Here is a 13,358-nt window from a genome sequence, read left to right as displayed (position 1 = left end):
AGAGAGGATGATTTTAAATGGAACGCTTACAAAAAGTAATTGCTGCAAGCGGCATCACATCAAGAAGAAAAGCGGAAGTGATGATTAGTGAAGGCAGAGTAACAGTGAATGGTGAAACCATTACTGAACAAGGATATAAAGTAAAACGCGGAGATATTATTGAGGTTGATGGTGAGCAGATTCAAAAGGAGAATAAGGTTTATTTTGTTATGAATAAACCAAAGAAATCCGTCTGCACATTAGATGACGAATTTGACCGCAAAACAGTGGTATCACTGGTTAAATGTGATGAGCGCATTTTTACGGTCGGCCGTCTTGATTACGATACAAGCGGTGTACTTATTTTAACGAATGACGGTGAATTTGCCAATCAGCTGATTCACCCTAAGTATCATATTCCTAAAACCTATGAGGTAATCATTGATGGAATTTTGACAACTGAACAGATTAAAGCCCTTGAAAAGGGTGTTGTACTTGATGACGGCATTCAGACGCTGCCAGCTAAGCTGAGAGTTAAGAACAAGGATTTTGATCATCAAAAGACGCGTTTTGATATTACAATCAAGGAAGGCCGGAACCGCCAGATTAAACGGATGATGGAGGTTTATGGGCATACGGTTACCAGTCTGCATCGAAAATCACTCGGTTTTCTTACGGTCAGCGATATGAGTCAGGGTGAATACCGGATTTTAAAACCGCATGAGGTTAAAATGCTACGCCGTCTTGCTTTAGAGGGTGAACAGAAAACTAAATAGTATTAATTGATTAATCATTCCAAAATATTCAGCGGTATGGCTGCTGAATATGGCAGAGTGATTTTTTCTTATGTCAAAAAATATGAACAAGTGTAAAAAAAATATAACAAAATAATAATTTCACAATGCTAAAATGAAGGTGAAAGAAGAGGGAATCATATGAAAAAATTACTAAGGTGTGTTTTAGCTTTGTGTATGATTGCAACAATTGCTGGCTGCAGTAATAAGCCGGCGGATACCAATATCAGCGATGGTGTCTATACAGAAAGCGCAAAGGGGAATAATGGAGATGTTAAGGTTGAGGTAGAGGTTAAGGATGCGAAAGTAATTCGGGTAGAGGTTGTTGAGCATATGGAAACCGCGGGGATTGCTGATGTGCCGATTCAAAGCATTCCGGAGGCGATTGTTGAGCATCAAAGCTTGAAGATAGATACCATTGCCGGCGCTACTAATACAAGCAAGGCGATTTTGGAAGCTGCTGAGCTGGGACTTATGGCAGCAGGCTTTGATGTTGAAGCAATGAAAAATAAGGAAGTAATTGAAGCGGTGAAATCTGAGGCCGAGGATGTCATTTGTGATACCGTAGTTATTGGCGCCGGCGGTGCTGGTATGACTACTGCCATTGAACTTAAAAAAGGCGGTCAGAATGTGATTCTTGTTGAGAAGCAAGCTATGAATGGCGGTGCTACAAGTCTTGCGGCCACTTACTTTGTAGCTGTTAATACCGAATATCAAAAGCAGGCTGGATTGGGCTTAAGTATTGATGAATACATCGCTGATCAAGTAAGTAAAAATCCAGATATGAATGCTGATAATTGGAAAACGCTGCTTGAACGCTCTGAGGAAAGTGTTGAATGGCTGAATAGTCTGGGAACTAAAATCAACCGTCCGCTCTCAACTTATCAGGTGGCAACTGAGGACGGCAGTTCTCTTGGCGTTGCTATCGTTAAGGCACTGAATGCTGAAATTGAACGCTTGGATGTAGATATGCGTCTGTCAACAAAAGCTGTTGAATTGGTCACTGAGAATGATCAGGTAAAGGGTGTTAAGGTTGAAAGTCAAAATGAGACTTATACAATTTATGCTGACAACATTGTTATTGCGACCGGCGGTTTTGCATCAGGTAAAGAAGCGTTGCTGGAATATGCGCCTGAATGGGCAGATTTACCATCTACATCTGCTGCTGGTTCAACAGGCGATGGCTTTGAATTGGTAAAAGCGGTAGATGCTAATTTGGCTTTTATGGATGTTGTACGTCTGAATCCGTCCGTTCATAGTGAGAATGGTGTGAATTCAAGTCTGAGCGCGGCACGGGCAGAAGGCGGCATCATGGTAAATTTAGAAGGCAAACGTTTCTGTAATGATTATTATCCGGATTATACAACACTTTCTAAATGGATGATGGAACAGGAAGGCGATCATGTGTATATTCTGATCGATCAAAGTGCTATGGATAAGTCAAAACGGCTTCAGGGCTTTAAAGATCAAGGCTATTTTATTGAAGCTGATACAATTGAAGAGCTTGCTGAAAAAATGGGTGTTCCTGCTGATAATCTAACCGCAACGATTGAGAAATACCAGTTGGCTGTAAAGACAGGTATCGACGAGGAATTTGGCCGTTCAGCTAATCTTACGATTGATTTTACGCAAGCCCCTTATTATGCGGTTTCAACAAAACCGGGCTTACAAGTTACTTTGGGCGGTATTGAGGTAGATTCATCCATGCATGTGGTAACCAAAGCAGGTCATGCGATTAATAATCTTTATGCCGTTGGTGAATGCGCGCATGATGGATTATTTGGCGGTGCGCCTACTAATGAAAATGTTACTTTTGGCAAGCTCGTTGCCGAAGATATTTTAAATAAATAAAGCTGAGGCAGTCTGGATAATTTAGACTGCCTGCTTTATAATAAAAAAGAGGTACTTATGGATAATTTCAAGCAGCAGCAAATTGAAACTTGCAAACGATACATTATAAATGAAAGTCTTTTTGGTCAGCAATATGATCAGCTTTTAGAAATGATGCAGGAAATGAATGTTGAGCTGAAAATAGATTTTAATAACTGCTATTTGATTCTTGCCGGTATTGAAAAGCGTTTTTATAATAGTAAATTAAACTTAAACCGTGAAAATTATCTGGATATTTTTGCCGCTGTTAAATACTTGCTGGTATCCCTTGAACAGACTTATGAATTTGAAAAGGAAATGAGTGCGGTCAATTATGACTCATCAAAATTAATTGCGGTCATGATTACACCTAAAACAAGCAAGGAATTGCCAATACCCATCATTGCTGATCAGATTCAAAAAAAGCTGCAGCAGCAATTCATTGAAGCAAGGCAGGTTAAGCATCCATATTTAAGCAGCATAACGCTGTATTCAGAACCAATTGTTTCATATGCGCACTTTCAGTCAGCATTTAAACAGTTAAGGAATAGCCATCGGCTGGCTTTTTATAAAATGCGTCCGTGTTCGATGCAGGCGTCAATGTTTATCAAAGACCGTCAGAATGTGAAATTGATTGATTTGATACCGATGGTTCAGAAGCTGCAGCAAAATCTGCTTGACGGTAAACTTGAAAATATGCGATTCATCGTACATGAAATAATGCTGTCACTGAAAAGAAGCATGGATGTTATCCTGACATATGATATTATTTCTGAACTTAAGAAAATGCTGCTGATTTTGAATTTGCAGTTTCGTCTCGATTTTGAAGAACGGATCAATGAGGTGCTGCGGTTAGAACAATACTGCGCTATTGAAGAATTTGAGGCATCGCTGTTTAATCTGCTGCTTACCTTCTGCCAATTTAAAACAGAACATAAAGCCGCTATCAGCCCGCTGATTATTAACACTATTCAATATGTTAACCGTCATTATCAGGAGAGTATCAGTCTATATGAGATTGCTGATGCAATGAATGTCTCCGCTTCTTACTTAAGCCGTGTCTTTAATGCGGAAATGGGTGTCAGTCTGCCATATTTCATCAATGAGCTTAGGATTCGCAAGGCAAAGCATTTATTATGTGAGACAAATTTAAAAATTGGTGAGATTGCTCTGCAGTGCGGTATGCAGAACGTTCAATATTTCTGTATGAAATTCAAACAGCTGACCGCCATGCGGCCGCAGGAATACCGTCAGATTAATCAAAAATAATAAAAAAATATCTTACGAGACAAATTTATTTGTGTTATACTGACACACATGAAGACTACGACTGCAGCTTATATGCGAGGGTCAATCGCGTGGCAAGCTAAAGCTGTGGTCTTTTTATTATGTGAAAATGGAGGTTTTTATGAAAAATAGTATGAATCATTATTTGGCAGAGGAATCAGTTGTTAAGCTGATGCTGAAGTTTTCTATACCCTGTACAATGTCCTTGTTAGTATCCGCTTTATACAATATCGTGGATCAAATTTTTATCGGTCAAGGCATCGGTTATCTGGGCAATGGTGCGACTAATGTCGTATTCCCGGTAACAATACTAGCCTTATCTATTGCATTGCTCATTGGTGATGGCTGTGCAGCCTATCTGAGTATTTGTCAAGGGAGTAAGGATGAGGAGAATGCACATCGCAGTGTAGGAAATGCGGTTGTGTTTACTTTGATTGTTTCAATCGTTCTTACCACATTATTAATTATTTTCAAGAATCATATTTTAATGAGCTTTGGCGCAACGGCAAATACCCTTGCTTATGCATCAGAATATTACAGCTATATTGTTATCGGTATTCCTTGCTTTATGTTTGCTAATATGATGAATTCAATCATTCGTGCTGACGGCAGTCCGCAATTTGCAATGTTATCAACTTTGGCTGGCTGCATCATTAATGTCATTCTTGATCCAATCGCCATCTTTATTTTTGGCTGGGGTATGATGGGAGCCGCATTAGCTACTATCCTTGGGCAATTTGTTTCCGCAATTTTAGCCTTGTATTACCTAAAGCACACTAAATCAATTCAGTTACACAAGGGCAGCTTTATGCTTCGCACAAAATTACTGAAAAGAATTCTGCCATTAGGTATCAGCAGCTTTCTGACACAGATTTCAATTGTAGTGATTATGGGTGTCATGAATAATGTATTGGTAACTTATGGCGCACAATCAAAATATGGCGCTGATATTCCATTAACGGTAGTGGGCATTGTCATGAAAGTATTCCAGATCGTTATTTCCTTTGTGGTTGGTATTGCGGCAGGTTCACAGCCAATTGTTGGTTATAACTATGGCGCCAAGGAAATGAAACGCGTCAAACAGATATTTAAAACGATGATTCTTGCGGAAATCACCGTCGGAATTATCGCGACAATTTGTTTTGAGTGCTTCCCCTTACAGATCATTCGCATCTTCGGCAGTGAAAATGAATTATACAATGAATTTGCGGTTATGGCCTTTAGGTGCTATCTAGGAACGATTCTTTTATGCTGTATCCAAAAAGCGACCAGCATCTTCCTGCAGTCATTAGGCAAACCGATGTTATCAATGGGCTTATCCTTACTGCGTGATTTTGTTTTAAGTGTACCGTTGGTATTGGTTTTACCGATATCCTTTGGGGTTGAGGGCGTCTTGGTTTCGGCTCCAATTGCCGATGTAATATCATTTATCGTGGTCATCTTCATAAGTACGTATCTTTTAAGGCATTTGGATAAGGAACATGAGACTTCGCTCATTGAACTTCATGAATTGAAAATCCAGGGGGCTTGATTGAACAAGGGCAGAAGCTGCCCTTTTTTCTTGCCTTTAATTGCAGTTTATTGGTAAATACGTTAAAATGGTTGCAGGTGATGTTATGCAGCAGTATTTTGTACAAGGTAAATTAAATATCGATGAACGGTTTGTTTTTAATAAGGAACAGGCACATCATATAAAGAATGTATTGCGGATGAAACAAGGCAGTCAGGTGCGGGTGGTGGATACGTGTGAACAGCCCTATTTGACAGCCATTGAATTCGCCGATGATCAAGTGGCCGGCTTGGTGCTTGAGGCCCTCCCTTTAAATGCTTCAAGGGTTAAAACAACGCTTATTATGGGATTGATTAAGGGGGATAAATGGGATTATCTGCTGCAGAAGGCATGTGAATGCGGTGCCTATGAGATTCAGCCGATGATCAGCAGCCGCTGTGTCGTGAAAGCCAAAGAAGAGAAGGCGGATAAAAAGCTGATGCGTTGGAATAAGATTGCTTTAGAGGCTTGTGAACAATGCAAGCGGGCTCATCAGACACCGGTGCTGGCTAGCGCTGATTTTGATCAGGTACTGGGCGTGCAGGCCGACTTAAAGCTGATAGCCTATGAGGATGCGGATTTAAAAGCCTGCAATCTGGCGGCGGTGTTTAAGGAACATCCGGATATTTCATCCATTGCGGTAATGATTGGACCGGAAGGTGGTTTTAGCTTGGAAGAAGTGGCTAAGGCTGAGGCTTTTGGTTTTGTGCGGGTAAGCTTAGGCACAGCAATTTTCCGTGCTGAGACAGCTGCGTTATTTGCCTTAAACGCCATCAGCTATCATTATGATCTGTCAGGTGAAGTAAAATGAAACAATTGATTAAATTATGTGAAAAGGATCAGCGTGAACCGCTGTTTAAAACTCAGGGCTGCCGAGAACAGCTGCCGCTTATTCAATCACAGTTTAAAGCGGATAAATTAAATCTGCCCATCAAGAGTGATCTTGAATTCTTTTACGCGCAATTTCTGTATCGCTGTATTTTAAGCAAACAGGCGTTTGAAACTGTTTTTTTTAAAGCCTGTTACGAAATGAATGATTATTGGTCAAGCTTAAATTATTTAGAGAAGAAAAGACTGATTAATATTGAAATCGATGCGCTGAAGGCAGCCTTGCCGTATGTGATGCGCAATCATAAGCAGGTGTTCATACCGATGTTTGATGAGCGGATGAATGATATTTACCGTGATGAGATGGTTCTTTTTGAATTAAAACAGTATGCGCAGCTGCGTTATGAGTATGCTTCTTTAATCACTCAGAAAAGCTTAAGCGCGGATGTAATCGCTGCCGGTTTTACTGAGCTTGAACTGATTGGCGAGGCAGAAGAGCAATGTTTCTGTTTTTGTAAACTGAATCATCGGCTATATGTTCTTTCAAATGGGCAGGCATCGTATTCATTGTCTTTATCTCAATGTGCTGAGCCTTCAGAGCTTGCCGAGCTTTTGCCTTATCTGATACAGGCTGATGAGCGTGGGGCACTGCAGCTGATTCTCAGCCGGCAATGGCTTTCGGAAAAGGCCTTGCGCAAGGGTGAGAAGCTGTTAAGTAAATGGCAAAGATGATTGTATTTAAGATGAAATAGTGTATAATAAGTTAGTTTGAGGTGATTAAAATGACTACATTTGCTATGAGTACACTCGGCTGCAAAGTCAATACATACGAATCCCAGGCTTATGTTCAGGGGCTTTTAGAGCTGGGATATACAGAAGTGGATTTTAAAGAAAAAGCGGATATCTACATTATTAATACATGTGCGGTTACCAATACGGCAGGCAGTAAGAGCCGTCAGAAAATTCATCAGGCAATCCGTACAAATCCAGAGGCATTTATTGCTGTGGTAGGCTGTTACGTTCAGACCAGCAGCAAAGAAATCGCTGAGATTGAAGGTGTTGATCTCATTTTAGGCAGTGATGGCAAAGCTGGCTTAGCTTTAGAAGTAGATCAAGCCTATAAACAAAAGAAGCGCTTGAATCTGGTTCATGAGATTGACAATGTTAAGGTGTTTGAGGCGCTGCCAATCCATCGCTTTACGGATCATACGCGGGCTTTTCTTAAGATTCAGGATGGCTGCAATCAGTTTTGTTCCTATTGTATCATTCCTTACGCGAGAGGACGGGAGCGTTCATTGCCGATGGATGATGTGATTAAAACAGCTAAGGAGCTGGTAGCTAATCAGCATTATGAAATCGTCTTATCCGGGATTCATACCGGCCGTTATGGTCATGATTTAGGTACTGATTTGACCGCTTTATTGAGACGGCTGTTAAATGAGGTCGAGGGCTTGCAAAGAATTCGTTTATCTTCTATAGAAATCAATGAGCTGAGTGATGAGTTTCTTACTTTAATGCAGCAGGATGAGCGGATTGCCCGGCATTTACATATTCCGATTCAAAGTGCCAGCAATCATGTGTTAAAGGCCATGAATCGTCCTTATACGATTGAAGCATTTATCGAGCGAATCGATGAGATCCGCGCACTATTGCCTGATTGTTCAATATCTACCGATATTATTGTTGGCTTTCCTGATGAATCAGAAGAAGATTTTAATGAGACGCTGTCAAATCTTGATCGCATTCAGTTCAGCTTTATGCATGTATTTCCATTTTCTAAACGCGATGGTACAAGGGCGGCAGGCATGTCGAATCAAATCAGCGGTTTAGTAAAGAAAGAACGTGCCAAACTATTAAATGTAAAAAGCGGGAATGATTATGCGCTGTACCAGCAAGGCTGGATCGGCAGACGGGTCAGCGTGCTTTTTGAAAAACAGGAGAATCAGCTGGCAATAGGACATGCCAGCCAGTATTTTCCAGTCACTGTCATGTGCGATGCGTCAGTTGTAAATCAATTTCATACGGTTGTCATTACAGGTTATGAAAATGGGATGCTGCAGGGCAAAATCGAGGAGGTAAAAGGATGAAGCTATCAGAGATGTTTGATCACGCACCGGAAATAGAAATCGAAGAACTCAGTTTCGATTCTCGGATCAAGACTAAAAACAGCATCTTTTTCTGTGTTTCAGGAATCAATAGCGATGGCCATGATTTTGTTGATCAGGCAATCGATAACGGTGCTCTCTGCATTGTTCACAGCAAACCAATAGAAAATAAGCGTAAATGTATCGTCTATATCAAGGTTGAAAATGTTTTAGCGACAATGAATCGTCTGGCTAATAAGTTCTATGATTATCCAAGCCGCAAGCTTCAGGTTTACGGCGTAACCGGCACTAACGGCAAGTCAACGATTGCGAAAATCATCCGTGATGTTCACTCCCGGTTTGAGCCATGCGGCTATATGGGGACGATTTCTATTTCTTATGGCGATGTTACTTTACCGCCTTCACTGACAACACCGGATGTCTTGACGATTCATTCAACGCTTAAGGATATGGTGGATCACGGGATGAAGGCAGTGGCCATGGAAGTAAGCAGCCACGGTCTTGAATTAGGCCGGGTGAATACCGTTGATTTTAATACGGTAATCTTTACCAATCTGACCTATGATCATCTTGATTTTCACGGTACTTTTGAGAATTATTTTGAAGCTAAGAAGAAGCTGTTTAAGATGGTAAATAAGAACGGTGTCTGCATATTAAATGCTGATGATGAGTGCTGCCGCGCATTGATGGAAGTATGTAACGCGCGGGTGGTAACTTATGGCGTACAAAATGATGCGGATTATCGGGCCGATGATATTCGCTTGGGCACTCAGCATTCCAGATTTAAGCTGCTGCATCAGGGCCGTGAATATGAAGTGAAAACGAATCTGATCGCTTTGTATAATATTTATAATTTGCTGGCGGCAATCGCAGCCATGCATGAAAGCGGCTTGGAGCTTGAAAAAGTATTGGATTGTCTGGATACGCTGGATCAGGTTGACGGCCGTTTAGAACGCATTGATGAAGGTCAGCCATTTAACGTATTCGTTGACTTTGCGCATACGCCTGACGGCTTACAGAAAGTATTTGAATACGCCAAGCTGATTACTCAGCCGCAGCGTAAGATCATTGCCGTATTTGGCAGCGCCGGCAAGCGTGACCGTCATAAACGCAAAGTTTTCGGTAGTGTTGCCAGTGAATTTTGTGATATGATTATTCTGACAGAGGATGATCCGCGTGATGAAGATCCAAGAGAGATTGCCAATGAAATTAAAGCGGGGATCGTAGATACCAACAATATTTATATTGAAAACCGTTATGACGCTATCAGGCAGGCAATCGAGATGGCCAATGTCGATGATACCGTGCTGATTCTCGGCAAAGGCGATGAAACCTTCATTTACCGTGAAAATGGCCGGGAACCTTATATTGGCGATCATCGGGCGGCACGGGCAATCATCCGCAGATATTACTTGGGCATCGAGGAGGATGGAAAAGATGAATAAGTTAATTGATCATACATTATTGAAGGCTGATTCTACACAGGCACAGATTCAAAAGCTGTGTGAGGAAGCGAGAACCTATGACTTTGCGTCAGTTTGTGTGAATCCGACATGGGTTAAATATTGCGCGGAAGCGCTGAAGGGCAGTGACGTAAAGGTTTGTACGGTCATCGGTTTCCCGTTGGGCGCAGCGACTTCAGCAGTAAAAGCATTTGAGACTAGAGATGCTCTTGCTAACGGCGCGGAAGAATTTGATATGGTCATCAATATCGGCGCTTTAAAAGATCATAACTATGCATTGGTGGAAGAGGATATCCGCAGTGTGGTAGCGGCAGCCGATCATCATTGTGTTAAGGTCATACTTGAAACATGTCTTTTAAGCAAAGAAGAGATTGTCAAGGCTTGTGAATGCTGCGTGAACGCAAAAGCAACCTTCGTTAAAACTTCTACTGGTTTCTCAACAGCGGGTGCTACGGTGGAGAATGTAAAGCTGATGAAAGAAAGTGTTCACGGGGCTTGTAAAGTAAAGGCTGCCGGCGGTGTGAGATGCTATGAAGATCTTCAGGCAATGGTGGAAGCCGGGGCTGATCGTATCGGTACAAGTGCCGGTGTAAAACTTCTTCAAAAAGAAAATGTAAATTCTTCATATTAAGCTTGCAAAATATCACATAATTATGTATAATGTTAATGCTTGCATCAGAAGGGAGGGTAAGTAATGCCAAAAGTAGTAATAAAAGAAAATGAAGTTCTAGATGATGCTTTACGCAGATTCAAACGTCAAGTATCTAGAAATGGAACCCTTGCTGAAGCTCGCAAAAGAGAGTTTTATGTAAAACCAGGCGTACGTCGTAAGCTTAAATCAGAAGCAGCACGTAAGGCTCGCCGCAGTAAATAACTAAATACTTAGGGACACTTCTTAAACGGGGTGTCTTTTTGATTGATAAGAAAGGGGATTGGATATGGATACATATGAGGAACAAAAACGGAATGAAAAGCATAAAAGGATGACGGAAGCACCCGTTGAGCGTTTGATTCTTGCCATGTCAGTCCCAACGATCATCAGTATGCTGGTATCATCTTTTTATAATATGGTTGATTCAGTTTATGTTGGACATCTTGATAATACTGAATCTTCGGCAGCTGTCGGAATCGCTTTTTCAATCATGGTGCTGATTCAGGCGATCGGCTTTTTCTTTGGTCATGGTTCAGGCAATTATATATCCCGTGAGCTGGGCAGCAAGAAGTATGATGAAGCAGAAAAGATGGCAGCGGTCGGCTTTTTTACGCCGATTGGCTTAGGGGCGGTGATTGCCGCGGCAGGGCTGCTTTTTCTGACACCGCTGGCTAAGCTTCTGGGGGCTACCGGCACCGCTCTGCCTTATACTGTTGATTATCTGAAATATATTTTGATCGGCACACCTTTTATGATGTCATCGCTGGTCTTAAATAATCAGCTGCGGCTGCAGGGGAACGCGCAATTTGCGATGATTGGCATAACCGCCGGTGCAATCTTGAATATCTTTTTAGATCCAATCTTTATTTTTACATTAGGTATGGGTGTGGGCGGTGCTGCGCTGGCAACCATTATCGCACAATTCGTCAGCTGGCTGCTCCTGCTTATCGGCAGTATGCAGAAGGGAAATATTCACATACGGTTTAAACATTTTAAGCCGACCTTTGAACGCTATCGTCAAATCACCAAGGGCGGTTTGCCAAGTCTATGCCGGCAAGGCCTTACCAGTGTGGCAGTTATCGCATTAAACTGGGCGGTCAAGGACTATGGTGACAGCGCGATTGCCGCCTTTTCCATCGTATCCAAGATCACAGCGTTTGCCAGCTCAGCGTTAATTGGCTTCGGTCAGGGTTTTCAGCCAGTCTGCGGCTTTAATTATGGCGCCGGTCTTTACCAAAGAGTTAAAGATGCTTTTATTTTCTGCATCAAGGTTTCAACGATCGGCTTGATTATCATATCGATTCTCGGCTATCTGGGGGCGCCGGCATTAGTCGCTTTATTTAGAAGTGAAGATCCGCTGCTGCTTGAAATCGGCGCGCAGACATTGCGCTATCAATGCTTATCCTTTCCTTTTATGGGTGTTGTGATCTTAACGAATATGCTGCTGCAAAACATTGGCAAAACGCTGCCGGCCAGTCTTTTGGCAATGGCACGTCAAGGCTTGTTTTTTATTCCTGCACTCTTCCTTCTGGTTTCATTATTAGGCTTAAAGGGAGCGGAGTGGGCACAGCCGGCGGCGGATATAGCTTCATTTTTGCTTGCGGTACCGCTGTGTCTGCTTGAAATCAGAGAATTGAATCGGCTTACTCAATAATCACAGCTATAAAAGAACTGTTCTATAATAAGATTCACCTCATAAAATAGAATGAGGTGAGTGAATGATTACATATGATGATCGTCAGTTGATGATTGAGAAATATAAAGCCATTCTCAGAGTCAGAAAGAATGAAATCAAGATTCAGTGCGCACACTATACACTGACTATCCAGGGCAGTGATCTGATGATTTCAGCACTGACGCGGGATGAAATATTGATCGGCGGCACGATTGCCACCGTTGTGTTTAATAATGAATAAATTCGGCTTGGATTACTGGTCCCTGGATTTTAATCTGAATGTTTTCCTGCAGACGGTGAAAACCCATAACTGGACCGTTTATGGGATTCGTCAGCAAAAGGATACGATCACTTTTTATGCTTCAGTATTAAACCGCAATGATCTAATCAAGACATATCCGCACATTATCCATCTGAAAACAACCGGTGTCATCGGTATGCTGCTGCGCACATTCAAGCAGCTTGACCGGCTGATTGCCGCCGGTGCGGCTGCGGCTTTGTGGCTCTTATTGTCATCGACGGTTTTTAATATTGAAATCTTAGGTGAGGGAACTGTTAACCGTGCTTTGATTGCAGATACGCTCGTACAGCTTCAGGCTATGCCGCCCTTTCAGCTAACCGATAAAAATGTACTGAAGCAGCAGCTGAATGAGGAATTAAAGAGATCCTTTACTTGGATTGAGGTTGAACAGAACGGCAGCAAGCTGAAGGTGCGCTTTCTGCCTAAGAAAACCGTTGAAAAAGAAGAACTGACGCGGAATGAATTGATTGCCCAAAAAGATGGTGTAATTGCTTCTTTTGATCTTCAGCATGGTGAAAAATGCGTAAAGATTAATGATGTAGTTAAGAAAGGTGATTTATTGGTCAGCAATATTTTGCTGGACAGTATGAATCTGCCCGAGGAAATCTATGTCAAAGGCAGGGTGTTTGCTTATACGTGGTCGGACTTCAGCGTTGAAATGCCTAATAATTCATTGCCTGAGGGTGTGCAGTTTTTCCAGCTGCTGTTTCAGGCACGGCGGATCATCAGTGAAGAGCTGGGTGAGGATGAGAAGATCGTCAGTGAAAATATTTTGCAATTTTCGGTAAATGACGATAAAATAAAAATGGATTTACATTATACATTGCTTGAAGATATTTCAAGCCCAGGAGAATAA

Annotated in this window: 13 protein-coding genes; all 13 read left to right on the top strand. The window is 41.8% G+C overall.

Annotated elements, in window-relative coordinates; translation table 11 throughout:
• Nucleotides 1-17: 17 nt before the first annotated feature.
• The 13 genes from DAHG_RS17675 (at nucleotide 18) to DAHG_RS17615 (ending at nucleotide 13,358) form a co-directional block, all read left to right on the top strand.
• Nucleotides 18-755 (top strand): pseudouridine synthase, encoded by a 738-nt coding sequence (locus DAHG_RS17675; protein WP_022939684.1) that lies wholly within the window; start codon nucleotides 18-20, stop codon nucleotides 753-755.
• A gap of 159 nt (nucleotides 756-914) precedes the next feature.
• Entirely contained in the window at nucleotides 915-2,624 is a 1,710-nt protein-coding gene (locus DAHG_RS20195; protein ID WP_022939683.1) for an FAD-dependent oxidoreductase, read from the top strand.
• A 57-nt stretch (nucleotides 2,625-2,681) separates the two neighbouring features.
• Nucleotides 2,682-3,911, top strand: coding sequence for a helix-turn-helix transcriptional regulator (locus DAHG_RS17665; RefSeq protein ID WP_022939682.1), 1,230 nt, complete (start codon nucleotides 2,682-2,684; stop codon nucleotides 3,909-3,911).
• A 139-nt stretch (nucleotides 3,912-4,050) separates the two neighbouring features.
• Nucleotides 4,051-5,460, top strand: a complete 1,410-nt coding sequence (locus DAHG_RS17660) for an MATE family efflux transporter (protein ID WP_022939681.1) — start codon at nucleotides 4,051-4,053, stop codon at nucleotides 5,458-5,460.
• Nucleotides 5,461-5,545: 85 nt separating this feature from the next.
• Nucleotides 5,546-6,289, top strand: a complete 744-nt coding sequence (locus tag DAHG_RS17655; RefSeq protein WP_022939680.1) for an RsmE family RNA methyltransferase — start codon at nucleotides 5,546-5,548, stop codon at nucleotides 6,287-6,289.
• Nucleotides 6,286-7,038 carry a hypothetical protein gene (locus DAHG_RS17650; protein ID WP_022939679.1) on the top strand — a complete coding sequence of 251 codons (753 nt, stop codon included), beginning with the start codon at nucleotides 6,286-6,288 and terminating at the stop codon, nucleotides 7,036-7,038. The genes DAHG_RS17655 and DAHG_RS17650 overlap by 4 nt, the downstream gene beginning before the upstream one ends.
• A gap of 50 nt (nucleotides 7,039-7,088) precedes the next feature.
• A complete protein-coding gene (gene mtaB, locus DAHG_RS17645) occupies nucleotides 7,089-8,393 on the top strand; it encodes a tRNA (N(6)-L-threonylcarbamoyladenosine(37)-C(2))-methylthiotransferase MtaB (protein ID WP_022939678.1) in 1,305 nt (434 codons plus the stop codon).
• Entirely contained in the window at nucleotides 8,390-9,856 is a 1,467-nt protein-coding gene (locus DAHG_RS17640) for a UDP-N-acetylmuramoyl-L-alanyl-D-glutamate--2,6-diaminopimelate ligase (protein ID WP_022939677.1), read from the top strand. The genes mtaB and DAHG_RS17640 overlap by 4 nt, the downstream gene beginning before the upstream one ends.
• Entirely contained in the window at nucleotides 9,840-10,505 is a 666-nt protein-coding gene (deoC, locus tag DAHG_RS17635) for a deoxyribose-phosphate aldolase (RefSeq protein WP_026881064.1), read from the top strand. The genes DAHG_RS17640 and deoC overlap by 17 nt, the downstream gene beginning before the upstream one ends.
• 63 nt (nucleotides 10,506-10,568) lie before the next feature.
• A complete protein-coding gene (gene rpsU / locus DAHG_RS17630) occupies nucleotides 10,569-10,748 on the top strand; it encodes a 30S ribosomal protein S21 (RefSeq protein ID WP_022939675.1) in 180 nt (59 codons plus the stop codon).
• Between the two features lie 64 nt (nucleotides 10,749-10,812).
• Nucleotides 10,813-12,180, top strand: a complete 1,368-nt coding sequence (locus tag DAHG_RS17625; RefSeq protein WP_022939674.1) for an MATE family efflux transporter — start codon at nucleotides 10,813-10,815, stop codon at nucleotides 12,178-12,180.
• Between the two features lie 64 nt (nucleotides 12,181-12,244).
• Nucleotides 12,245-12,442 (top strand): YabP/YqfC family sporulation protein, encoded by a 198-nt coding sequence (locus DAHG_RS17620; protein WP_022939673.1) that lies wholly within the window; start codon nucleotides 12,245-12,247, stop codon nucleotides 12,440-12,442.
• Nucleotides 12,435-13,358 carry a sporulation protein YqfD gene (locus tag DAHG_RS17615; protein ID WP_022939672.1) on the top strand — a complete coding sequence of 308 codons (924 nt, stop codon included), beginning with the start codon at nucleotides 12,435-12,437 and terminating at the stop codon, nucleotides 13,356-13,358. The genes DAHG_RS17620 and DAHG_RS17615 overlap by 8 nt, the downstream gene beginning before the upstream one ends.

The sequence above is a fragment of the Dielma fastidiosa genome (assembly GCF_000313565.1).
GTDB lineage: Bacteria > Bacillota_I > Bacilli_A > Erysipelotrichales > Erysipelotrichaceae > Dielma > Dielma fastidiosa.
The sequence above is the reverse complement of the archived record's forward strand: the minus strand, read 5'-3'. Positions and strand labels throughout refer to the sequence as shown.